This window comes from Kitasatospora sp. NPDC048662, from assembly GCF_055587065.1.
Map to the genome: position 1 here is coordinate 106,805 of NZ_JBVJHA010000018.1, position 21,624 is coordinate 128,428.

General features: G+C 71.3%; 19 protein-coding genes. 10 read left to right on the top strand and 9 right to left on the bottom strand.

Annotation, left to right across the window (positions count from 1 at the left end; translation table 11 throughout):
* Nucleotides 1-425: 425 nt before the first annotated feature.
* Nucleotides 426-1,832, bottom strand: a complete 1,407-nt coding sequence (locus ACZ6R9_RS31825; protein ID WP_380487512.1) for a family 2B encapsulin nanocompartment shell protein — start codon at nucleotides 1,830-1,832, stop codon at nucleotides 426-428.
* Between the two features lie 909 nt (nucleotides 1,833-2,741).
* Here ACZ6R9_RS31825 and ACZ6R9_RS31830 point away from each other — a divergent pair.
* Nucleotides 2,742-3,953: a PucR family transcriptional regulator gene (locus ACZ6R9_RS31830; RefSeq protein ID WP_465542094.1), complete on the top strand. Its 1,212-nt coding sequence runs from the start codon at nucleotides 2,742-2,744 to the stop codon at nucleotides 3,951-3,953.
* A 232-nt stretch (nucleotides 3,954-4,185) separates the two neighbouring features.
* A complete protein-coding gene (locus ACZ6R9_RS31835; RefSeq protein ID WP_465542096.1) occupies nucleotides 4,186-5,538 on the top strand; it encodes a serine hydrolase domain-containing protein in 1,353 nt (450 codons plus the stop codon).
* Between the two features lie 7 nt (nucleotides 5,539-5,545).
* Here ACZ6R9_RS31835 and ACZ6R9_RS31840 read toward each other — a convergent pair whose 3' ends face one another.
* Both ACZ6R9_RS31840 and ACZ6R9_RS31845 read right to left on the bottom strand, forming a co-directional pair.
* Complete coding sequence (locus tag ACZ6R9_RS31840) at nucleotides 5,546-5,737, bottom strand: DUF1737 domain-containing protein (protein ID WP_380487505.1); 192 nt, start codon at nucleotides 5,735-5,737, stop codon at nucleotides 5,546-5,548.
* A 276-nt stretch (nucleotides 5,738-6,013) separates the two neighbouring features.
* Nucleotides 6,014-7,255, bottom strand: coding sequence for an FAD-dependent oxidoreductase (locus ACZ6R9_RS31845; RefSeq protein WP_465542099.1), 1,242 nt, complete (start codon nucleotides 7,253-7,255; stop codon nucleotides 6,014-6,016).
* A gap of 95 nt (nucleotides 7,256-7,350) precedes the next feature.
* Between ACZ6R9_RS31845 and ACZ6R9_RS31850 the strand changes: the two genes are divergently transcribed.
* Entirely contained in the window at nucleotides 7,351-8,100 is a 750-nt protein-coding gene (locus ACZ6R9_RS31850) for a TetR/AcrR family transcriptional regulator C-terminal domain-containing protein (protein ID WP_465542101.1), read from the top strand.
* A 603-nt stretch (nucleotides 8,101-8,703) separates the two neighbouring features.
* Here ACZ6R9_RS31850 and ACZ6R9_RS31855 read toward each other — a convergent pair.
* Complete coding sequence (locus ACZ6R9_RS31855) at nucleotides 8,704-9,477, bottom strand: cytochrome P450 (RefSeq protein WP_465542103.1); 774 nt, start codon at nucleotides 9,475-9,477, stop codon at nucleotides 8,704-8,706.
* Nucleotides 9,478-9,645: 168 nt separating this feature from the next.
* On the opposite strand from ACZ6R9_RS31855, the gene ACZ6R9_RS31860 reads away from it, so the two are divergent.
* Nucleotides 9,646-10,626, top strand: a complete 981-nt coding sequence (locus ACZ6R9_RS31860) for a sigma-70 family RNA polymerase sigma factor (RefSeq protein ID WP_380487671.1) — start codon at nucleotides 9,646-9,648, stop codon at nucleotides 10,624-10,626.
* 7 nt (nucleotides 10,627-10,633) lie between these two features.
* Here ACZ6R9_RS31860 and ACZ6R9_RS31865 read toward each other — a convergent pair whose 3' ends face one another.
* The gene (locus ACZ6R9_RS31865; RefSeq protein WP_465542105.1) at nucleotides 10,634-10,921 is read right to left on the bottom strand and encodes an STAS domain-containing protein; all 288 of its coding nucleotides are present in this window, start codon (nucleotides 10,919-10,921) and stop codon (nucleotides 10,634-10,636) included.
* A gap of 170 nt (nucleotides 10,922-11,091) precedes the next feature.
* Here ACZ6R9_RS31865 and ACZ6R9_RS31870 point away from each other — a divergent pair, with 170 nt between their 5' ends.
* From ACZ6R9_RS31870 to ACZ6R9_RS31880, 3 genes are all read left to right on the top strand, one after another.
* A complete protein-coding gene (locus ACZ6R9_RS31870) occupies nucleotides 11,092-11,652 on the top strand; it encodes a dihydrofolate reductase family protein (protein ID WP_465542107.1) in 561 nt (186 codons plus the stop codon).
* A gap of 45 nt (nucleotides 11,653-11,697) precedes the next feature.
* On the top strand, nucleotides 11,698-12,258 hold the full coding sequence (locus ACZ6R9_RS31875) for a dihydrofolate reductase family protein (protein ID WP_380487493.1): 561 nt from the start codon (nucleotides 11,698-11,700) through the stop codon (nucleotides 12,256-12,258).
* 314 nt (nucleotides 12,259-12,572) lie between these two features.
* Entirely contained in the window at nucleotides 12,573-13,037 is a 465-nt protein-coding gene (locus ACZ6R9_RS31880) for a hypothetical protein (protein WP_380487492.1), read from the top strand.
* Between the two features lie 63 nt (nucleotides 13,038-13,100).
* Here the strand turns inward: ACZ6R9_RS31880 and ACZ6R9_RS31885 are convergent, their stop codons facing one another.
* A complete protein-coding gene (locus ACZ6R9_RS31885; RefSeq protein ID WP_465542110.1) occupies nucleotides 13,101-15,281 on the bottom strand; it encodes an MMPL family transporter in 2,181 nt (726 codons plus the stop codon).
* A 104-nt stretch (nucleotides 15,282-15,385) separates the two neighbouring features.
* Here ACZ6R9_RS31885 and ACZ6R9_RS31890 point away from each other — a divergent pair, with 104 nt between their 5' ends.
* The 3 genes from ACZ6R9_RS31890 (at nucleotide 15,386) to ACZ6R9_RS31900 (ending at nucleotide 17,945) form a co-directional block, all read left to right on the top strand.
* The gene (locus tag ACZ6R9_RS31890) at nucleotides 15,386-15,970 is read left to right on the top strand and encodes a TetR/AcrR family transcriptional regulator (RefSeq protein ID WP_465542112.1); all 585 of its coding nucleotides are present in this window, start codon (nucleotides 15,386-15,388) and stop codon (nucleotides 15,968-15,970) included.
* A gap of 55 nt (nucleotides 15,971-16,025) precedes the next feature.
* The gene (locus ACZ6R9_RS31895) at nucleotides 16,026-16,148 is read left to right on the top strand and encodes a hypothetical protein (RefSeq protein WP_380487484.1); all 123 of its coding nucleotides are present in this window, start codon (nucleotides 16,026-16,028) and stop codon (nucleotides 16,146-16,148) included.
* 237 nt (nucleotides 16,149-16,385) lie between these two features.
* Entirely contained in the window at nucleotides 16,386-17,945 is a 1,560-nt protein-coding gene (locus ACZ6R9_RS31900; RefSeq protein ID WP_465542114.1) for an RICIN domain-containing protein, read from the top strand.
* Between the two features lie 80 nt (nucleotides 17,946-18,025).
* Here ACZ6R9_RS31900 and efeU read toward each other — a convergent pair whose 3' ends face one another.
* The 3 genes from efeU to efeO all read right to left on the bottom strand — a co-directional run bounded on the left by efeU (nucleotide 18,026) and on the right by efeO (nucleotide 21,460).
* Complete coding sequence (efeU, locus tag ACZ6R9_RS31905; protein ID WP_465542116.1) at nucleotides 18,026-18,874, bottom strand: iron uptake transporter permease EfeU; 849 nt, start codon at nucleotides 18,872-18,874, stop codon at nucleotides 18,026-18,028.
* Between the two features lie 45 nt (nucleotides 18,875-18,919).
* The gene (efeB, locus tag ACZ6R9_RS31910; RefSeq protein ID WP_380488937.1) at nucleotides 18,920-20,212 is read right to left on the bottom strand and encodes an iron uptake transporter deferrochelatase/peroxidase subunit; all 1,293 of its coding nucleotides are present in this window, start codon (nucleotides 20,210-20,212) and stop codon (nucleotides 18,920-18,922) included.
* 96 nt (nucleotides 20,213-20,308) lie between these two features.
* The gene (efeO, locus tag ACZ6R9_RS31915; protein WP_465542118.1) at nucleotides 20,309-21,460 is read right to left on the bottom strand and encodes an iron uptake system protein EfeO; all 1,152 of its coding nucleotides are present in this window, start codon (nucleotides 21,458-21,460) and stop codon (nucleotides 20,309-20,311) included.
* Nucleotides 21,461-21,624: the final 164 nt, after the last annotated feature.

Consider the following 21,624-nt stretch of genomic DNA (forward strand, 5'->3'; position numbering starts at 1 on the left):
GGCCGGAGCGCAGTCGAGGGCACGTCGGAGGACCGGTGCCGTTCCGCCGCAGAAACGAAACAGCATGATCAATCCGACGTACCCTCAACTAGGGCCTGTCCGGCCGATCTTGTCGGATCAGCGCGCGGCTCCCCCAGCCCTTGGGGGCTGGGAGGTACCCCCATTTCGCGCCCGGCTGGGCGTGCCGCCGGAACGTCCTCGTACTGGGTGTACTTGGATGTTTCGGCGGTGCGTCCGTGGGGGCACCTCCCAGCCCGCCAGGGCTGGGGGTGGGGGCACCTCCCGGCCCGCCAGGGCTGGGGGCGGATGATCCGGCGTCGCGCGCCCGGCAAGATCGGCCGGACAGGCCCTAGGTGGAGCGCCGTTTGGTTACGGCCTCCGACGGTCCACCGTGGTCTTCCTCGTAACAGCTCTCGGCCCCTGCCTCAGCGGACGGCGATCTCCACGTTCTCGAGCACGCCGACCGCGTCCGGCACCAGGATGGCCGCGGAGTAGTACGCGGTGACCAGGTAGTTGATGACAGCCTTCTCGTCGATGCCCATGAAGCGGACCGACAGGCTGGGCTGGTACTCGTCGGGGATGCCGGTCTGGTGCAGGCCGATGACGCCCTGGTTGTTCTCGCCGGTGCGCAGCACCAGGATGGAGCTGGTGTTCTCCCGGGTGATCGGGATCTTGTTGCAGGGCAGGATCGGCACGCCGCGCCAGGCGGGCACCTTGTGGCCCTGGAGGTCGACCGTGTCGGGGTACAGGCCGCGCGAGTTGAACTCGCGGCCGAGCGCGGCGATGGTCTTGGGGTGGGCGAGGAAGAACTCGGAGTCGCGGCGGCGGCTGAGCAGTTCGTCCAGGTCGTCGGGGGTGGCCGGGCCGGCGTGGGTCTGGATCCGCTGGTCGAAGGCGCAGTTGGAGAGCAGACCGAACTCGCGGTTGTTGATCAGCTCGTGCTCCTGGCGCTCGCGGAGCGCCTCGACGGTGAGCTTGAGCTGCTGCTCGATCTGGTTCATCGGCTGGTTGTAGAGGTCCGCGACGCGGGAGTGAACCCGGAGCACGGTCTGCGCGATGGACAGCTCGTACTCGCGCGGCTTGAGCTCGTAGTCCACGAACGCGGTGGGCAGCTGGAACTCGCCCGCGTGGCCGGCGGACATTGCGATCTCGGCCTCGCCGAGCTCGTTCTGCCGCTGCAGCGGCAGGCTGGCGAAGTCCCGGATGTGGGCCTGGAGGCTCTCGGACTGCGCGAGCACCGACTCGAAGTCGGCCCGGCTGAGGGTGAGCAGGGTGCCGGAGGTCTTGGCGGTGGCGGTGTAGTCCCAGCTGGCGTCGCCGTCCAGCAGGGCGTTCTCGCCGAACCGGTCGCCGTCGCCGAGGACGCCGACCACCGCGTCGTCACCGTACTTGCCGGTGGAGACCTGGTTGATCTTGCCGTGCGCGATCAGGTGGATCTTGTCGGACGGGGTGCCGCGCTCGGCCAGGGTCTCCCCGGCCCGGAAGTCGCGCTGCACGCAGCGGTCGGCGATCGCGGACAGCACGTCGTCGTCCTCGAAGCCGCGCAGCAGGGCGAGTTCACCGAGCTCCCGGGGGATGACCCGGACGTCGCCGCCGGTCTGGATGAACTCGATCCGGCCGTCGCCGACCGTGTAGGTCAGACGCCGGTTGACCCGGTAGGTACCGCCGGAGGTCTGCACCCAGGGCAGCATCCGCAGCAGCCAGCGGGAGGTGATCTCCTGCATCTGCGGTGCGGACTTGGTGGTGGTCGCCAGGTTGCGTGCGGCGGCGGTGGTGAGGCTGGTCTGCTGGCGCTGCGCCTGCTGAGTCTCCGGGCTGCTGTCCACGGACATCGGGCCGGGCTCTCCTTCGTCTCGCCACGAGAACTGACGCTGCGTCAGATCCGTGGGTGGGTGGGGTTCTTGGCAAAGATCAAGATCAAGGGGAATGGCTGAGGGTCTCGGCGGGACTTCGGGTCACCGGGCCGCCCACCGCCTCCCGAACAGTAGATCTTCGCCACTCCCAGGGCCGCCCGCATGGCCGAGGGTGCACCCAATCAGGTGAATCTTGCCCCCTGGAGGATTGGGACTGACTCCGTCCGGTTTGCCATCCGGATGACAGCGCGGCAACTCAGATTGACCGCGAACCACCCGCCCCGCACGCCACAGCGCCCCACTCGACCGGATCGACACCCCGCCGACCGGCCTCGGACCGGGCGCTCTCCGAGGCCGCCGCGACAGTGGAGCACCGACCGCCCTCCCCTCGCCGCCACCCTGCTGCCGACCCGGCGCGACGCACCGCCGGCCACCCGCCCCTCGCCGCCACCCTCCTGCCGACCCGGCGCGACGCGCACCCCTCGACCCGGCCTGCCGCCGTTGAACCTTCCGTTACCGCCCTGCCAGGAAGGAAACACCCGCCGGCTCCGCGCTTTCCCCGCATTCCACTGCCGCCGCCGCTTTCGTCCGCCCCCGCTGTCGTCCGGCCCGGAATTCCGCAACCTTTCACCTGACGGACCGTCAAGACGCCGCCCCAAGGCCGAGAAAAGGCCATCGATGGATGCCAGGAATTGGCCGCCCCCTCCTCCTGACCTGTCACGCTGGTGAGCGTTTCCGCCCGTCCGACCTCCCGGACGGGGCCCGCATGCCTGCGCCGGGCCTATTGACCGCCGGGTTGCGCCGCCGCATACTCCCCCTGTCCCCGACCGCCACCGGTGTTCGCGGGGACTCCGGTGGAACGGATTATCGCTACCTGGAGGATCGGAATTGGCTGGGCCGTGGGAGGGACTTCCGCGCGATTTGTCGGCCGAACTCAGGGCGGAGCAGCAATCCTTGGCGTCCGAGATCATCCGGGAGATCAGGTCCGCCGTCCCGGAATTCGCCCGCCCGCTCTCCGGCCAATTCGGCGCCGGAATCCAGCAGGGCGTGGAGACCGCGCTCGCCGAGTTCGTCGACCGGGTCGCGGGGCTGCCCGCCCCCGGCCCCCGGCAGGTGCGGGTCTACCGCTCACTCGGCCGGGGCGAACTCGCCGAGGGCCGCAGCCTGGACGCCCTCCAGGCGGCGTTCCGGCTCGGCGCCCGGATCGCGTGGCGCCGGTACGCCCGGGTGGCCCGCCGTCGCGGTCTCGGCCCAGAGCAGCTGGTCACGCTGGCCGAGGCGGTGTTCGCGCACATCGATGAGGTCGCGGCGGCCAGCGTGCAGGGTTACATGGACGCCCGCACCGACCGGGCGGGCGCACTCGGCCGGGCCCGGCACCGGCTGCTCGACCTGCTACTGTCCGGTGCCGGGCCCGCCGAACTCACTGCCGCCGCGCAGTCCGCGGACTGGCCGCTGCCCGCACTGCTCGCCGGGGTGTCACTCGACCCGCGCTCCCCCGTACCGCTTCCCACTGCCCGTCAACCACTGGCCCGCGTCGCCGCGTTCGGCTCCCGGCCGCCGGGTGGCGGGCGGCTGCCCGAGCATGTCCTGGTCAACCTGGACGGCCCGCAACCGCACCTGCTGCTGCCCGACCCGGCGACGACGCTGGCCGACCCGCGAATCGCCGCCGCCCTGCACGGGCGCGGCGCGGTGATCGGCCCGCCGGTGCCACCTGCCCTGGCGGCGCAGTCGCTGCGCTGGGCCCGGCTGCTCCGCGCCTCCCTCCCGCAGGCCCCGGAGCAGCCGGTGGACTGCCGCGAACGCCTGGCGGACCTGCTGCTGCTCACCGACCCGGCCCTGGTCCGCCTGATCGCCGAACGCCGCCTGGCCCCGCTCGCCCCCCTCACCCCCAAGCAACGCGAGCGCCTCGCCGCCACCCTCCTGGCCTGGCTCCAGACCGGCCGCGGCACCGCCCCCCAGGTCGCCGCCCGCCTCGGCATCCACCCCCAGACCGCCCGCCAGCGCCTCCACCGCGTCCACCGCCTCTTCGGCCCGTCCCTGTCCTCCCCCGACGCCCGCTTCGAACTCGAGGTCGCCCTCCGCGCCACGCCCGTCCCCTAGCTCCGGCGGCTCCCCCGGCAGCAGCCGCCGGGCAAGCCCTCGCGGGGGCGGTCAGTCGCAGGATCTCCCAGCGACCTGCTTCGCAGGTGTTCAGGCAGAGCCGACTCTTCGGCGTGGCCCGGCGCGAAGTTGACGCCGCGCCCACTCCTCCACAGGTGCCGAACTGGCAGGCGGGTCACGGCCGTTCGAGGGTGGACGGTTACGATCCAGGGGGAGCGATCAAGGGGAGGGCATGAGCGTGCTGGACGGGTCGGGTGTGCTGGACGGGCTGGACGAGTTCTGCGAGCAGGCGCTGACGGCGCACGGGTGCCCGTCGGCGAGCATGGCCGTGGCGCAGGGCGACGAGCTGGTGTTCGCGCGGGCCTACGGACTGGCGGACGTCGCGGCGAACCGCGCCGCCACTCCGGAGACCGTCTACGGACTGGCGTCAATAACCAAGTCGTTCACGGCAATCGCCGTGTGCCTGGCCGCCGATCGCGGGCTGCTCGACCTGGACGCGCCGCTGCCCGGCCGCCACCCGTGGGCGACGGTGCCGACGCCGCGTCAGCTGATGCAGCACCGGGGCGGGTTCCCGGCGTACTACGACTTCCACTACAGCGAGGATCCGTCACCGATCGACCCCGCCGCCTACTGTCGCCAAGTCCGCGAGCCGGGCAGCGACTTCGAGTACTCCAACCTCGGCTACCGGGAGCTCGGCCGTCTCCTGGAGCAGGCCACCGGCCAGCCCCTGCGCACCTTCCTGCGCGAGCAGATCGCCGCCCCGCTCGGCCTGACCTCCTTCGACCTGGCCGACCTCCCGCCCGCCGACGCGTCTGTCGCGCAGCGCTACACCCCGGACGGCCGCAGCTACCCCAGCTGCCGCAGCAGTGTCTCTTCCGCCGGGGCGGGCTGGGCCACCGCCGGCGACATCGCCCTGTTCGCCCGCCGTTCCGCGCGGCTGCTTCGGCCGGCAACCGCTGCGGCCGTTCTCGATGCCCCGCCCATCACCGACCGGCTCGGTTACGGTCTCGGCCGGATCGTCCAGCGCGCGAACGGTTCGGTGATCTCCAGCCACGGCGGCGGCATGGGCGGCGTCGCCACCATGATGATCGACCTGCCCGACCGTGAACTCTCGCTCGCCGTCCTGACCAACAGCACCGACAAGTCCGCCCGCAACGCCGTGGTCCGGCACCTGATGGACGCCCTGGTCCCCGAGTTCGATCCGGGCCACCTGCAGCCCGTCACCGACCCGGCCGCCGCCCTGACCCTGACCCCGGGCAGCTGGACCGGCCACATCGAGACCGCCGACGGCGAAATCCCGCTCGACCTCTCCCTCTTGACCGACGGTCACGTCCGGGTCCGGCTCGCCGACCTCCCCCCGGTCACCGTCCCGGCGGTCGCCTCCCGCAGCTGGCGCATTCAACTCGCCGCCGACCTCCAACTCCCCACCAGGGACGCCCGGTTGAACAGTCCCTCATTCGGACTGGAGCTCCGCACGGACGGCACCGGGCTGACCGGCCGCGCCATCGCCTACAAGAACGGCGACCGCGAAGGCCTGCTCGGCCCGTACCTGGTCCACCCCTGCCGCCTGCGCCCCAACGCCTGAGATCCCGCTACTTCGGCCAGAGCACCGCCTGGGCCACGATGACGCGCTCGCCGTCGAACGTGACGGCGGGCCCCTCGTGCAGTTCGTAGCCCAGGGCGAGCGCTTCGCTGACCCGGTGGCAGAACGCGGCGTCGTCCGGCCCGGTCAGGACGCGGTAGCGGGGCAGTCCGTCCGGCGGCGTGCTCGAAAGTGTGCTCATACCAACAGGATCCCAGGCTCACCCCCTCATCCCGCGCCGAAGGGGCGCCCCGTCCTCACCGAACACTCCGCCCGCACCCCACCCGCCGCTGCCGCAGGGCCAGGGACCCGCCGCTGGTTTGGAGGCAGATCCAGGCCCCATCCCCCACGGAGGGTCAGAGCATGAAGCTGCGTGTCGCGGCCGCGCTCGGTACGGCGGCTGCGCTGGTCTCCCCGGTCGCCGGCTCCGGCACGGCAGCGCGCCCGGCCCACCCGACCACCCCTCGGACGAAGCGCCCTACGCGCCCGCCGCGCCCCGGCCGCTGAGGTCACCGCTGAGGTCACCGCTGAGGTCGCCGTTGAGGTCACCGCCGAGGTCACCGTTGAAGAAGGCGGCCACGCCCCGGGCACCGGCCGGCGAGTGGACGAGGGCCATCACCCGGTCGGAGTCGGCGGCGGCCTCGGCGGTGCGGACGAACATCTCGGACTCGTAGGCGCGCAACGCCCTCCCCAGGTCGGTGGGGTGGGCAGTGAGGGCGTCGGCGAGTTCGAGGGCGTCGCGCATCGCGGTGTTGGCCCCGAGGCCGACGGGCGGCATCAGATGCGCGGCGTCGCCGAGCAGCGTGAGGCCGGGGCGGTGCGGCCAGCGCAGGCCGACGGGGAGAGCGGCGAGCGGACGGGGCGTCAGCTCGCCCTCGCAGGCGGCGATCAGCGCGCGGCAGGTGGGCGTCCAGTCGGCGAACAGCTCCAGCAGCGCGGGCCGGGCCTCGGCGGGGCGGTCGAACGGGATGCCGCAGCTGGCCGGCCAGTCGGCGGGGCCGTGGAAGGACAGGTGGACCAGGACCCGCCCATCGGAGCAGCGCTGTGCGGCGAGCGACTGGCCCTCGCCGATCACCCAGTAGCTGCCCCGCCCCACGGCGGCGGCCAGCTCGGGGTGGGTGCGGTCGATGGCGGGGATGGTCCCCTCGACGGTGTTGACGCCCAGGTGGCGCGGCTCGGCGTCGGTGAGCAGCGGGCGCAGCCGGGAGCGGGCGCCGTCCGCGCCGATCAGCACACGGTGTTCGGCCGTGCTGCCGTCGGCGAAGTGCAACTCCCAACCGCCGCCCGGCGCGGGGTTGGCGGCGTGCAGGGTGTGCGCCCACCGGACGGTGCCGGGCGGCAGCGAGCCGAGCAGCAGCTCGCGCAGGTCGGTCCGGTCGATCTCGGGCCGGGGCGCCGGGGCGTCCCCGGGCGCGGGGTCGGGGGTGTCCTCGCGGTACACCAGGGTGCCGGTGTGGTCGAGCAGGCGCATGTCCTGCCCTTCGGGGCGGGCGTGCCGACCGAACGCCTCCTCCAACTTGGCTGCGCGCAGCGCACGTTGGCCGGTGTCCAGGTGCAGGTCGAGGGTGCCGCCCTGGAGCCTGGCGTCCGGCCCGGCGTCGCGTTCGTACACCGTGGCCGGGATGCCCCGCATGGTGAGCAGCCTGGCCAGCGTGAGGCCGCCCGGGCCGCCTCCGACAATTCCGATCTCGGTAGCTGTCTGCGCGGACATCGTGGACATGCGTGTCCCCCTCCTGGTTGATACACCGTATCGCTCGATACACTGTATCGCCAGGGGTGAGCGCGCCCGACATCATCTACGCGGAGACTATTTTCATGACGCCCCACCACACCATCGACCCCACCTCCCCCACCCCGATCTGGGACCGCCCCGAACCGCCCGCGCGGCGGACCCCGCACCCGCTCAGCCGCGAACTGATCGTCGGCGCGGCCCTCGAACTCGCCGACGCGGACGGCTTGGAGGGCGTCTCGATCCGCCGGGTTGCCGCAGCGCTTGAGGTCGGCCCGATGCGGCTGTACGGGTACGTGGACACCAAGGACGAGCTGCTCGACCTCCTCGCTGACGCGGTCTACGCCGAGATCGTCCCGCCCGCCCCGGCCCCCGGCCATCCGTCACAGGACTGGCAGTCCGGCCTGCGGCTGATCGCCACCCTGACCAGGCGGGCCGCACTCCGCCACGAATGGTTCCCCGAACTCCTCGGCGGCCGCCCGCACTTGGGCCCGAACGCACTGGCCGCCCTGGAGGCCCGGCTGTCCGTCCTGAACACCGCCCCGAACCTCACCGGCCGCCCCACCGAACTCCGCCGGGCCGCCGCCGCCTTCCACGCCTACCTGGTGGGCGCCCTGCGCACCGAACTGGCACAACGTCACGCGGACCGGTCCGAGAACCGCTCCGAGGAGCAGTGGCGGAAGGCGATGTCCCCGTACCTGGGACGTGTGCTGGACGCAGGCCGACACCCGCTGCTCGCGGAGGTGATCGTGGGGGCCGAACACCCCACCCCCGCCGCGGAGTTCGAGGCGGGCCTGGAGATCGTACTGGCCGGCATCGCCGCACAGACCTCCTGATCCGGAGACCGTCCCCGGCAGTCCACCGGCTGCCCCCGGCCGGGGCGGCAGCCGTCCCACCCCGAGTTCGAGGCAGACCCGAATGGACCTGCGGACGGAGAGCTCACCGCACGTCGGCGTCAACCGCAGGCGGACCGGACAGGCCTTGATCTCGGCCGCCCACTCCGCCGCCGCCCTCGACACCGAGCCGACCGTCAGCCGACCGTCAGCCGACACGCGACCACGAACGGCTCGCCCGAGCGGGCCCCGCGCCGCCGGAGAGATGAGAACTCAAGATCCAGGCTGCCGCGCAGTTCGACCGCTCGACACCGAACCCGCCGCTGTCGATCGGCCTCACCGGCCCAGCGGTCCAGCGGTCCACGCCGGACGGCCGTCACCGCACAACTGTGCTGCCCCTGAGGTCATTTCGGGCAGACGGCCGAACATCCCCGGCCGGCGCCGACCGTCGCCCGGCCATTCACCCCCAACGGGCTTGCCGGACAATCGCATCGCCGCAACCCTGGATTCCGCTGCCCCGCCGTCCCGCCCCGCCGGCCTCACCGGTCGGGCGGGCCGGCGTGCGGCCACCACCTCGGGAGGGCTGCCCGCCCCCGCCATCGCCGTTCATCGGATGGAGGCAGGGCCGCGTGCGAAGGTGATGCCGCCCGCCTCGTCGTGCAGGTCCTCGACGGCGAAGCGCGGCAGGATGTTGGCGACGGGCGGCCGCAGGCGCAGCGTCTCCTCCACCACGTCGGACCACCGGGACGGGTCCTTGCGGAGGGCGTCGAGCTGTTCGGGGTGGGTGGTCAGTGCGATGATCGCGCTGCCGAGCAGGTTGACGGTGGTTTCGTGGCCGGCGCCGATCAACAGCAGCAGGCTGTCGAGGAGTTCGCGTTCGGTGAGGCCGGTGCCGGTCTCCTCGTCGTGGGCCTGGATGAGCGCGGTGGTGACGTCCTCGCCGGGGGTGCGGCGCTTGGCCTCGACCAGGTTGGCGAGTTGGGCGTAGCCGGCCTCGCCGTTGCGGACGGCTTCCTCGGGGGTGGCGTGGGTGTCGAAGAGGTGGCCGATGCAGGCGCGGAACGCGTCGTGCAGGTCTTCGGGGACGCCGAGCAGGGTGTTGACCACCATCAGCGGCAGCACCCAGGTGAATTCGTTCCGCAGGTCGACCACGCTGTCCTGCGGCTGTGCGGCAATGCGGTCGATGAGCTCGGCGGCGATCCGCTTGATCTCGGCGGCGATCCGCTCGATCTCGGGGGCCAGCACCCGGATCCGCCGCGCGGTGAACGCGGGGCTGATCAGGCGGCGCAGCCGGCCGTGTTCGGGTCCGTAGGCGGTGAGGGCGTTGCGGACGTCGGTCCGCATGCGCAGCGGCCGGTCCTCGACCATCTCGCCGTTCATGTGGGCGGGCCAGTGCTGGTAGGCGTCCTTGGAGACGCCCGGAACCGGCCCCGGACCCGGTCGCCCGGCTCGGCAGTGATCAGCCGCGATCAGCCGCGATCAGCCACCCGGCGGGGCGATCACCGGCACCGGTTGTCAGAGGTGCGCACTAGGGTGTCGGGCGTGCCAATGATCATGGATCGTGATGGGGTTGCGGAGCAGCTGGAGCCGTTCCGGCGCGAGCTGACGGCATACTGCTACCGCATGCTGGGGTCGGCCTTCGAGGCCGAGGACGCGGTGCAGGAGACGATGGTCCGCGCCTGGTCGAAGTTCGACGGGTTCGAGGGGCGGGCGGCGCTGCGGACGTGGTTGTACCGGATCGCCACCAACGTGTGTCTGGACATGGGTCCGGCGGCGCAGCGGCGGGCGCGTCCGATGGATCTGACCTCGCCGTGTGCGGCAGGGGCGCCGGATCTGACGCAGTTGGAGGAGAGCATCTGGGTGGGCCCGGTGCCGGACGGGCGGGTGCTGGCGGGTGATCCGGCGGAGGTGGCGCTGGGCCGGGAGTCGATCCGGCTGGCGTTCGTCTCGGCGTTGCAGAAGCTGCCGGCCCGGCAGCGCGCGGTGCTGATCCTGCGCGAGGTGCTGGCCTGGTCGGCGGCGGAGACCGCGGAGTTGCTGGAGACGTCGGTGGCGTCGGTGAACAGCGCGCTGCAGCGTGCCCGGGCGACGCTGGCGGACGGCGCGGGGTCGCCGGGTGACACCTTCAAGCCGCTGGACGAGGCGCAGCGTTCGTTGCTGGCCCGCTATGTGCGGGCGTTCGAGGCGTTCGACATCGAGGGCTTGAAGCGGCTGCTGCACGAGGACGCGGTGCTGAACATGCCGCCGTTCCGGATGTGGCTGCAGGGCATCGAGGAACTCGAGGTGTGGTGGAAGGGTCCGGGCCGGGGGTGTGTCAACTCGCGGATGCTGCCGGTGGAGGCGAACGGTTCGCCGGCGTTCGCGCAGTACCGGGCGGCGGAGGACGGCAATGGCTGGACGCCGTGGGGCATCATGGTGTTGGAGATCGTGGACGGTCGGATCGCCATGATGACCAATTACATGGATGTCGATCGGCTGTTCCCGCTGTGGGGTCTGCCGATGCGGTTGACGGAGGATCCGCGGGGCTGACATGCCCTCAGCCCTCGTGGAGGGTGTCGGCCAGCCCGGTGAGGTCGAGCACCGTTCTCAGTTGGGGGCCGACGCCGCGCAGGACGACCTGATGGCCCGCCCGCCGTGCGAGTACTCCGAACCTGCAAAGGCGTTGGAGGTCGCCGGGGGCGGGCCTCAGCACGTTCCCGACCAGCAGGGCGATCCGCACGGGCCGGCGGTGGGCGTCCAGTAGTGCGGTGTAGTGGTCTTCCAGTGCCGGATGAGCGGCATGGTGCGGCGGTACGTCGAACTCGACGGTGTCATCAGGGCTCATGCCGGTGCTGACCGATCGACGCTCGTGGATTCATCGGTGGGGCGGGCAGCACGGGTCGAAAAAGTTTTTCGGATTTTCTTCGCGGGGACCGATGAGTCCGCCGAGCGGGCTCCGTCTGACCGGTTGTCAGCGAGCGACGCACACCGAGAGCCAGCAAGGAGCACCACCCCATGAGGAAGATCACCGCCGGTCTGTTCATCTCCGCCGACGGAGTCGTGGAGAGCCCGGAACAGTGGCACTTCAAGTACTTCGACGCCGAGTTGGGCGCGGCGGTCGGGGCGCTGCTGGGCGCGTCGGACACCGTGCTGATGGGCCGCACCACCTACGAGGTGTTCGCGGGTTCGTGGCCGGCCGTCGAGGCGGAGGGCGGCGACGAGGCCGAGATGGCGAAGGCGATCGGTGACACCCGCAAGATCGTGGTCTCGCACCAGGAGCTCTCCTTCACCTGGCGCAACTCCGAGCAGCTGAAGGGCGAGCTGGTCGAGGGCGTCACGGCGCTGAAGCAGGAGGAGGGCGGCCCGATCGGCATGTCGGGTTCGATCTCCGTGGTACGTCAGCTGCTGGCGGCGGGCCTGCTGGACGAGCTGCACCTGTTCGTGCACCCGGTGGCCCGGGGCAAGGGCATGCGCCTGTTCGACGGGATCGCCGAGCCGATCGAGCTGAAGCTGCTGTCCTGCGAGCCGTTCGCCGGCGGCACCGTGCACCTGGTGTACGGGCCCGCTGCCGAGTAGTCACCCGTTTCCGACCAGGCGTCACCGAGCAAGGAGAACCGAACCATGAGGAAGATCACCGCAGGCCTGTTCATCTCCGCCGACGGCGTGGTGGGCAGCCCGGAGCAGTGGCACCTGCCGCACTTCGACGACGAGGTGGGCGCGGCGGTGGGGGCGCAGCTGGGGGTGTCGGAGACCCTGCTGCTGGGCCGCACGACGTACGACATCTTCGCGGGTGCCTGGCCGGAGCGGGAGGCCGCGGGCGGCGCGGACGCGGGCTTCGCCAAGTCGCTGGGCGACATGCGCAAGGTCGTGGTCTCGCACCAGGGCCTCGACCTCACCTGGCGCAACTCCGAGCAGCTGAAGGGTGAGTTGGTCGAGGGCGTCCGGGCGCTGAAGCAGGAGGAGGGCGGCCCGATCGGCATGTCCGGCTCGGTCTCCGTGGTACGTCAGCTGCTGGCGGCGGGTCTGATCGACGAACTGCACCTGTTCGTGCACCCGGTGGCCCAGGGCGAGGGCATGCGCCTGTTCGACGGGATCGCCGAGCCGATCGAGTTGACGCTGCTGTCCAGCAAGGCGTTCGGCAACGGCACCCTGCACGTGGTGTACGGCCCGGCCGCCGGGTAGCGGAGCGGGGTCCCGATCGGTTCCCACTCTCTGCGGGCGCGCGTGAGGTCGGCACGACTTACCGGGCGCCCGAAGGGAGTGGGATCCGAAGGTTCCGGGACGGTGTTGTCAAGACTTCCTCAACTGTCGGCAATCACGCTGCAATCTCGCCATCCATGGTCATTTTCTGGCCGAGTGCATCATTTCCTCCTCAAACACCTCCGCAAGCATTCGAACTTATGGCAAGTTCAGTCGCGGCGGATGTGAAATGTCACATGTGCTACCTCGTTATCACGTGCCTCAGCTGGGCACCACCACATGGAGGAGAACGCGCGATGAACCACCGTTCGATGAAGGGACTGACCCTGCTCGCCGCGGGCATGGCCACCGTCGGCGCCCTGACAGCCGCCCCCGCGCAGGCCGCCACCCCCACTGCCACGACCACCACCACGGAGACCTGCAGCCCGTGGTCGCTCCAGTCCGGGCTGATGACCCAGGTCTGCGCCGCGATCACCGGTAGCAGCGTCCAGTTCCTCGGTCGTGTCGCCCTGGCCGGCCCGCCCACCCCCGACTACCCGCCGCAGCCCCAGGTGCTCTCCACCACGCTCTCCGGCCAGGTCGTCGGCGGCGCCTCGCTCGGCTCGATCGCGCAGAACGTGAACTTCCTCGCGAGCACGGTCACCGTCAACGGCCCGACCGGCACCGTCGCGTGCGGTTCCACCGTCAGCGGCACCTTCGGCGTCAGCAAGTTCGGCTGGGGCCCGTCCCCGGTCACCGTCAACGCCGTGGTCCCCTGCTGACCGAGCACCCGTGAACCGGGCCCGGGAGTCGCGACTCCCGGGCCCGGCCCGCGTTCTGCTCCGTCAGACCCGTTCGGCCACGCGCTCCGGACGCTCCGACGCGGCAGGCAGGCTCGCGCCCTCCAGATCGACGTCCGGAATGATCCGGTCGAGCCGGCCCGGCAACTGCCAGGCGCGGCGGCCGAGCAGGGCCATCGCGGCGGGCACCAGGGTCATCCGGACCACGAAGGCGTCGATGAACACGCCGACGGCGAGCGCGAATCCGATCGACTTGATGATCGGGTCGTGGTTGAACACGAAGCCGCCGAACACCGCGACCATGATCAGCGCGGCAGCAGTGACCACCCGTCCGCTGCTGGCGACGCCCTGCGTGACGGCCCCGGCGGCGTCGCCGGTGTGCTGGTGGTGCTCACGCATCCGGCTGACCAGGAACACCTCGTAGTCCATCGCGAGCCCGAACAGCACGCCGATCAGCAGCACCGGCAGAAAACTCGTCACGGGCGCGGCGGACGGGATGTCGAGCAGGCCGTTCAGGTGCCCGTCCTGGAACACCCACACGGTGATGCCGAGCGCGGCGGCCACCGACAGCAGGAACCCGAGCACCGCCTTGAGCGGCACCAGCACCGAGCGGAACGCGACGGTCAGCAGGGCGAGCGCGAGGAGCACGATCAGGGCGACGAACAGCGGCAGCGCGTCGGCGAGCTTGCCGGACACGTCGATCGCGGCGGCGGTCGCCCCGGCGATGTACAGCGTGCCGCCGCTCGCGGCGACCTCGGCCTTGTGGCCGCGCAGCCGCTCCACCAGGTCGCTGGTGGCCTTGTCGTCCGGCCCGGTACGGGGGACGACGGGCACGGCGACGGTGCTGCCGTCCGCGCTCGCCACCGGCATGCCGACGGCGGCGACGCCCGGATCGGCGGAGAGCGTGGCGTGCAGGTCGGCGAGCGCGGCCTCGCGGCGCTCGGCGGGGATGCCGGTGGCGTCGACCACGGCGGCAAGGGTGGCGTTGAAGCCGGGGCCGAAGCCCTCGCTGAGCAGGTCGTAGCTCTTGTGCTGGGTGCTGGAGGCGGGCTGCGAGGCGTTGCCGGGCAGGCCGAGCCGCAGGTCGCGGGCGGGCAGCGCGAGGGCGAGCAGCCCGACCACGCCGGCCAGCAGCACCAGCAGCGGCTTGCGGGTGACGGTGCGCGCCCAGGCCGCCGACCAGGTGCCGGCCGGCTTCGCGGTGGCCTTCACCCGTGCCCGGGGCCGCAGCCGTTCGCCGAGCAGGCCGAGCAGCGCGGGCACCAGGGTGACGGCGACCAGTACGGCGAGCAGCACGGTGGCGGCGGCGGCCAGGCCCATCACGGTCAGGAACGGGATGCCGGTGACGGCGAGCGCGGCCAGTGCGATGATCACGGTGGCGCCGGCGAACACCACGGCGCTGCCGGCGGTGGCGGTGGCGCGGGCCGCCGATTCCTCGATCCCGCTGTCGGGGTCGGCGAGCTGCTCGCGGTGCCGGGCGATGATGAACAGCGCGTAGTCGATGCCGACGGCGAGGCCGATCATCAGCGCGAGCACGGTCGCGGTGTTGGTCATCTCGACCACGTGGGCGAGCAGTTGGGCTCCCAGCACACCGATGCCGACGCCGACCAGGGCGGTCAGCAGCGGAAGTCCGGCGGCGACCAGCGAGCCGAGCGCGACGGCGAGCACCACGAACGCGACCACCACGCCGATCGCCTCGGCGGGGCCGCCGACCTCGACGGGCGGCGCCATCACGGTGCCGCCGAACTCGGCCTGCAGCCCGGCCTCCCGCAGCGGCGCGGCGGCGTCGTTCAGCGCGTCCTTGGCGCTCTGCGGGACCTCGCTCGCGGCCTGCGCGAACTGCACGTCGGCGAACGCGATCCGCAGGTCCGGCGAGACGGTGCGGCTCTCGAACGGGTCGGCGACATGCACCACCCCGGGTATCCCGGCGGCCCGGTGCAGGCTCTCCCCCACGGCGGCCTTGGCCGCGGGCGTGTCCAGGCTCTGCCCGGCGGGCGCGGCGACGACCAGCCGGGCGGTGCCGCCGGCGGACTCCGGGAGTTGACGTTCCAGCAGGTCCTGGGCCTGCTGGGACTCGATGCCGGGGACGATGAACTCGTTGCTGACGGGCCCGGCGAAGGTGGTGCCGAGGGCGCCGATCGTCGCGAGCAGCAGCAGCCACAGGCCGATCACCCGGCCTCGGCGGCGTACCGCCCATCGTCCCCATGCGTACAGGACCGACGCCATCGCGCCCCCTCGTGCTCAGAACCAGTGGATTTTTGCAATCTAAGGTAACTTTGCAGCGGACTGCAAAATTACCTCCACTGGTAAAAACTGCTAGCATCGACCCCATGACCGAGGGAGCGAGGGCACGCGGCAAGGCCCGCCGCCGGGAGGCGATCCTGCGAGCGGCCTACCAGCTGTTCGCGGAGCGCGGCTTCGAGGCGACCACGATCGCCGACATCGCCGACCGGGCCGAGGTGTCGGCACGGACCGTCACCCTCTACTTCCCGACCAAGCTCGACCTGGCGACCTCCCACATCGCCGAGTTCACCGACCGTCTCGGCCACGCCCTCAACCACCGCGAGCCCGGCACCACCACGCTGGAGGCGCTGGAGCACTGGCTGCGCACCGACCTCACCGAGAACCCCGGCGCCGAGGAGCTCGACGCGCTCTGGGAGGCGATGCTCGACCGCAACCCCCAGCTGCGCGCCGTCGCCAACAGCCGCCTGACCGAGGCGATCCAGGAGGGCGCCCGGATCTTCGCCGCCGAACGCGGCGACGCCCCCGACGACTTCGGCCCCCGAATGGTCGCCGCCACGGCCGCCGCCGTCGTCTGCGAGCTCTACCTGCGCCCCACCGAGGCCCACCTGGACGCCGCCATGGCCTTCCTGGCCGCCGGCATCAACACCCTCCCGCCCGGCCAACTCCCCTGACCGTCTAGAACTGGCCGCCGAGGCAGGCGAGTTCGCACCCGGCACCGATCCGGCCGTGCTCACCGACCACCCGACCGTCCTCACCCACGGCCTCGCGGTCCGCGCCACCGACGGCACCCCGGCCGAACAGCTGCACCGCATCGTCGAGTTCACCCTCGCCACCTGGCCCACTGCCTGACGCCCCGTCAGCACCCCGAGGGGCGCACGAACTCCCCATCCTGCGCCGGGCGCACAGGCCAATCACACAAGCGGAACATGTGATTCCGCGCGCCCCTGGTGCCCGCCATGGCGCGGACACGACGATTACTCACGGCCCGCCGACGAATCGTCACGGACCGGAGCCGGGTCCCTCGCCCGGCCTTCGCGCCCCGGTCCCGCCCAGCCGCGGCCCGGGCAATCGTCTGGAAGGACGTCGATGTCGCACCGCTCCACCACCCTGCTGCGCCTCCTGGTGCCGGCGCTGCTCGCCGCGGGAGGCATAGTCCCGCTGACGGCGGGCGTCGCCTCCGCCACGTCGCCGATCTGCATGAGCGGCAACCTCCAGTACGACTACCAGTCCGCCGAGGCGGGCGCCTCCAAGCCGACCCTGACCAAGGCCGCCCGCAACGCCTCGGTCGAGCTGTGGGGCCGGGAGAGGCCCACCGACACCGACCACAAGCTGAACACCGACACCCAGCTGACCGGCGCGGCCGACGGCTCGTTCAACCTCTGCTACACGCCGGTCACCACGACCGCGATGGACCACCTGTACGTGCGCTTCGCCACCCAGAACAACCACGTGTGGCGGACCGCCGACAACACCGGCACGGTCTACGCCTTCAACACGCCGACCCAGTCGAACATATCGACCAGCGTCGCCCTCGGCACCGTCAAGCCGACCACCGCGCAGCGCGCCTGGCACGCCTTCGACACCGTCAACCTGCTCTGGTCGCGGCGGGCCAACTCCACCACCCCGTGCTGGACGACCACCGAGACGAACGCCGCCACCTGCACCATGCTGACGGAGCAGTGGTACGCGGGCTCCACCGACGGCGCGTGGTACGACCTGTCGAACACCCTGCACCTGGCCGACGGCGACCCGGACTCCGAGCACACCGTGCTGCACGAGTCGGGGCACTTCTTCCAGCAGCGGCTGTACAACGGCACCTTCCCGGCCGTCACCAACTGCAACCCGCACTACATCCAGTACACGTCCTCCGCCACCTGCGCCTGGACCGAGGGCTTCGCCGACTCGGTCGCCGCCTACCTGGAGGGCGACCAGCGCTACGTGTGGCCGGACGGCTCGTCCTACCCGTTCACCGCCGCCTCGGGCTGGCAGACCGGCGACCAGGTGCAGGGCAACGTGGACGGCGCGCTGCTCCAGCTGTGGAACCAGGTGGACGGCAGCTGGGACCGCACCATCGCCACCCTGACCTCGCACACCCCGGCGACCTTCGCCGACTGGTTCAGGAACGTCCGTCCGACGGCCACGCCGCCGCTGTCCACCACCGGCGCCGCGCTGACCGCGCTGGACACCAGCGCCATCAACTACGGCCCCACGGTGGTCGGTGACAACGGCTACCACGCGCTCAGCAACGGCGGCGGCGTCGCCCTCCAGCGAGGCGGCACCTGCACCGGCAGCATCCCGTCGGTGGCCGTGTTCGCCACGCTGAACACCACCATGGCCTCGCAGCGCTGGAAGTTCGTCTCCAACGGCGACGGCACCGTCCGGATCTACGACAGCTGCTCGATCCCGCTCTACCTGACCGCGCCGACCACCGCCGGCGGCCAGATCTCCCTGACGGCCATCAACCTCGGCGGCGCCAACCAGCGCTGGACGGTGACCCAGAACGCCGTCGGCACCTACACGCTGACCAACCCGGCCACCGGCTTCGTCCTGGACGGCAACGCCACCGCCGGCCAGGCGGTCACCGCCAACACCGCCAACACCAACTCGGCCGGCCAGAACTGGGCGTCCGTCTTCTCCATCTACTGACACCCCCCGCAACGCCGAACCGCCCGGGTGCCGCATCAACTGCGGCACCCGGGCGGTTCGTTCGCGTCTCCGAGCCGCTGTCAGGCGGCCTTCGCCTCCACCGACGCGGCGGGCTTCGGCGCGGAGCCGGCGGCCTTCGGCTTGCGGAAGAAGAAGTACAGCGTCGGCACCAGGTACAGCAGCCAGATCACCACCTGCACCACCGTCGGGTCGGGCTGGAAGTTGAACACACCCTTCAGCAGGGTGCCGTACCAGCTGTCCACCGGGATGGTGGAGGAGATGTTGAACGCCAGCTCGTGCAGGCCGGGGATCCAGCCCGCCTCCTGGAGGTCGTGCACACCGTACGCGAGGACGCCCGCGGCGACCACGACCAGCATCGCGCCGGTCCAGGTGAAGAACTTCGCCAGGTTGATCCTGAGCGCGCCGCGGTAGAACAGCCAGCCCAGTACGGCCGAGGTGAGCAGGCCGAGGATCGCGCCGGCCAGCGGGTTCCAGCCGTCACCGGTGGCCTGGACGGCGGTCCAGATGAACAGCGCGGTCTCCAGGCCCTCCCGGCCGACGGCCAGGAAGGAGGTGATCACCAGCGCGACGGTGCCCATCGCCAGCGCGGCGTCCAGCTTGCCGTGCAGCTCGCTCTTCAGGTGCCGGGCGGTGCGCTTCATCCAGAACACCATCCAGGTGACCAGACCGACCGCGAGGATCGACAGGGTGCCGCCGAGCGCCTCCTGCGCCTCGAAGGACAGCTGGTTGGAGCCGAACTGAAGGATCGCACCGAAGGCCATGGACAGGCCGACGGCACTGCCGACGCCGATCCACACCGGGCCGAGCCGGTCCTTGCGGCCGGTCTTGACCAGATAGGCGATCAGAATGCAGACCACCAGGCTGGCTTCGAGGCCTTCTCGAAGGCCGATCAGGTAGTTGGCGAACACGGCGGTTCTCCTCGTGTGGGGAGTGAGGGTGATGTGGGGCGGGGGTCAGCCGAACAGGGTCTGGCCCCACCACTCGCCGGGCTTGCGGACCCCGGGCGGGCAGGCGAAATGGGCGGATCCGACGTGCGTGATGTACTCGTTCAGCTTGTCGCCGGCCGCCAGCTTGGTCTGCAGCGGCACGAAGGCCTTGCGGGTGTCGCGCTGGTACGCCAGGAAGAACAGGCCGGCGTCGAGGCGGCCGAGACCGTCGGTGCCGTCGGTGAACGAGTAGCCGCGGCGCAGGATCATCAGCCCGTCGTTGCTGTCCGGGTGGGCCAGACGCACGTGCGAGGTGGCGGGCATCGCGGCCAGGTCGGGCGCGTCGCGTTCCTTCTGCTTGCCGTACGGGGCGCCCTCGATCTTGGTGCGGCCGAAGGTGTCCTCCTGGTCCTGCAGCGAGGCCCGGTCCCAGGTCTCGATGGTCATCCGGATCCGCCGGGCCACCAGGTACGAGCCGCCGGTCATCCAGTCCTGGCCGTCACCGGGCGCCACCCACACGTGCTTGGCGAGCCCGTCCGCGTCCGTCCCCGCGATGTTGTGCGTGCCGTCCTTGAAGCCCATCAGGTTGCGCGGGGTCTGGCTGTCGGGCGTGGTGGACGAGGTCTTGCCGAAGCCGAGCTGCGACCACCGGACGTTCACCACGCCCATGCCTATCCGGGCCAGGTTGCGGATCGCGTGCACCGCGACCTGCGGGTCGTCCGCGCACGCCTGGATGCAGATGTCACCGCCGCTGCGGTTCGCCTCCAGCCGGTCGCCCTTGAACTTCGGCAGGTCCACCAGCGCCTCGGGCCGCTTCGCCTTCAGACCGAACCGGTCCTTGCCGTCCTTCTCGAACAGCGTCGGCCCGAACCCGATGGTCAGCGTCAGCCGGGACGCCGGCAGCCCGAGCGCCTCACCGGTGTCGTCCGGCGGCGACTGCGGGACGACCCCGACCGCACCGCCGCCGACCTCGCGGCCACCGGTGATCGACGCGGCCGCCTTGGTCCACTCCTTGAGCATCTTGACCAGCGCGTCACGGTCCTCGGTGATCACGTCGAACGCGGCGAAGTGCAGCCGGTCCTGAACGGGCGTCGAGATCCCCGACTGGTGCTCGCCCCAGAACGGCACGTCCTGACTCTGCGGCGCGGCGGCCGGAGCGTCCGACCCCCTGGTCGCGGCCGCCACCGTGCCCACCCCGGCCGCGCCGATCGCGACACCCGCACCGGCCCAGCCGATGACAGCCCGTCGGCTGAGCCCCGCACGCTGCTGCGCCCCGCCGGCCTCGGCGGAAACCGCCTGCTGCTCGTTCTCGGCGTCCATCTCTGACGTTCCCTCTCGGACGTGACCTGCTCGGAAGACCTGCTGACAGCGACTCGGCCTGCGCTGCCCTTGATTGGCCTGCGTCTGCTGCGGCGGTTACTTGACCACGACGGCCGCGGCCAGCTTCGACAGCGGCTCGCTCAGCGCGTTCACGGCGTCCTGGAGGGTCTTGCGCTCGCCCTCGGTCACCTTGTCGTACGAGGTCCACGTACCGTCGGCCTGGCGGTACTTGGCCAGCAGACCGGTGATCTTCTCGAACTCGGCGTCCAGGGTCTTCGACAGGCTCGGGTCGTTCTCGGTGGCGACCGGCTTCAGCAGCTCGTAGGCCTGACGGGCGCCCTCCACATTGGCGGCGAAGTCCGACAGGTCGGTGTGGCTGTAGCGGTCCTCCTCACCGGTGATCTTGTTCTTGGAGACCTCGTCCAGCAGTTCCTTGGCGCCGTTCGCCATGCCGGTCGGGGTGATCTCCGCGCTCGGGACGCGCTTCTGCCAGTCCTTCAGGTCGGTGACCAGCTGGGCGGCGAGCGTCTTCTCCTCGTCACCGACCTTGCCGTCCGCCCACAGCGCCTTCTCCAGGCGGTGCCACCCGGTCCACTGCCCGCCGTCCTCCAGCGCGTCCTCCCGGACGTCGGTCTTCGGGTCGATGTCACCGAAGCTCTCCGCCACCGGCTCCGTCCGCTCCCAGCCCACCCGGGACGGCGCGTAAAGCGACTTCGCCTTCTCCACGTCGCCCGCGGTGATCGCCGCCGCGAACTGCTCCACCACCGGAATCGTCGCGTCCGCCTGCTCCTGCGCGTACTTCCGGTAGTCCGCGACCGCCTGCGTCAGCCGGTCGTCCGTCTTCACCGCCGCCCCGCCGGCCGCCGTCACCGTGATCTTCTGCCGAATGCCGTCACCGGTCATACCCGGCTTGCACGCCACCTCGTACGTACCGGCCTTGATCTCGGCGTTGATGCTCACCTTGGTGCCCGGGCCGATGTTCTCCCGCTCGGTGACGATCTTGTCCCCCTCGGCGTACACGTACACCTCGGTGGTCTTGCTCCCCTTGTTCGCCACCGCCAGCTCGACGTGCCCCGCCGGGAACGTCGTCTTCGACAGCTCACACTTGCTGTCCGTCGCCGTCACCTGCACCGGCCCGCTGCCGTCCGCCGAAACCTTCCCGTCGTCCTTCTTCGAACACCCCACCAACGCAGCCCCCGCCACAGCGAGAACGAGGAAAGTCGCAGCAGTCGTACGGCGGGCGGGCATGCTCACTCCAGGGACGAGGGTACGGAAACACCGGCTGGGCGGCCTCCCCGAAAACCTCCCCCGGGGGCACCGCTCAGTAAGCTAAGGCATACCTTAGATGCCTCTTTACGCCGAGGTCGACACCGGGGTGGCAAAACCCGAGGCAGAACAGGGTCCGCGTCCCG

Bases quoted from the DNA above. Each gene is read 5' to 3' on its own strand.
- ACZ6R9_RS31825 (WP_380487512.1), bottom strand. From the start codon at position 1,832: ATGTCCGTGGACAGCAGCCCGGAGACTCAGCAGGCGCAGCGCCAGCAG.
- ACZ6R9_RS31835 (WP_465542096.1), top strand. From the start codon at position 4,186: ATGAGCGTGCTGGACGGGTCGGGTGTGCTGGACGGGCTGGACGAGTTC.
- ACZ6R9_RS31840 (WP_380487505.1), bottom strand. From the start codon at position 5,737: ATGAGCACACTTTCGAGCACGCCGCCGGACGGACTGCCCCGCTACCGC.
- ACZ6R9_RS31845 (WP_465542099.1), bottom strand. From the start codon at position 7,255: ATGTCCACGATGTCCGCGCAGACAGCTACCGAGATCGGAATTGTCGGA.
- ACZ6R9_RS31850 (WP_465542101.1), top strand. From the start codon at position 7,351: ATGACGCCCCACCACACCATCGACCCCACCTCCCCCACCCCGATCTGG.
- ACZ6R9_RS31855 (WP_465542103.1), bottom strand. From the start codon at position 9,477: ATGAACGGCGAGATGGTCGAGGACCGGCCGCTGCGCATGCGGACCGAC.
- ACZ6R9_RS31860 (WP_380487671.1), top strand. From the start codon at position 9,646: ATGATCATGGATCGTGATGGGGTTGCGGAGCAGCTGGAGCCGTTCCGG.
- ACZ6R9_RS31865 (WP_465542105.1), bottom strand. From the start codon at position 10,921: ATGAGCCCTGATGACACCGTCGAGTTCGACGTACCGCCGCACCATGCC.
- ACZ6R9_RS31870 (WP_465542107.1), top strand. From the start codon at position 11,092: ATGAGGAAGATCACCGCCGGTCTGTTCATCTCCGCCGACGGAGTCGTG.
- ACZ6R9_RS31875 (WP_380487493.1), top strand. From the start codon at position 11,698: ATGAGGAAGATCACCGCAGGCCTGTTCATCTCCGCCGACGGCGTGGTG.
- ACZ6R9_RS31880 (WP_380487492.1), top strand. From the start codon at position 12,573: ATGAACCACCGTTCGATGAAGGGACTGACCCTGCTCGCCGCGGGCATG.
- ACZ6R9_RS31885 (WP_465542110.1), bottom strand. From the start codon at position 15,281: ATGGCGTCGGTCCTGTACGCATGGGGACGATGGGCGGTACGCCGCCGA.
- ACZ6R9_RS31890 (WP_465542112.1), top strand. From the start codon at position 15,386: ATGACCGAGGGAGCGAGGGCACGCGGCAAGGCCCGCCGCCGGGAGGCG.
- ACZ6R9_RS31900 (WP_465542114.1), top strand. From the start codon at position 16,386: ATGTCGCACCGCTCCACCACCCTGCTGCGCCTCCTGGTGCCGGCGCTG.
- efeB (WP_380488937.1), bottom strand. From the start codon at position 20,212: ATGGACGCCGAGAACGAGCAGCAGGCGGTTTCCGCCGAGGCCGGCGGG.
- efeO (WP_465542118.1), bottom strand. From the start codon at position 21,460: ATGCCCGCCCGCCGTACGACTGCTGCGACTTTCCTCGTTCTCGCTGTG.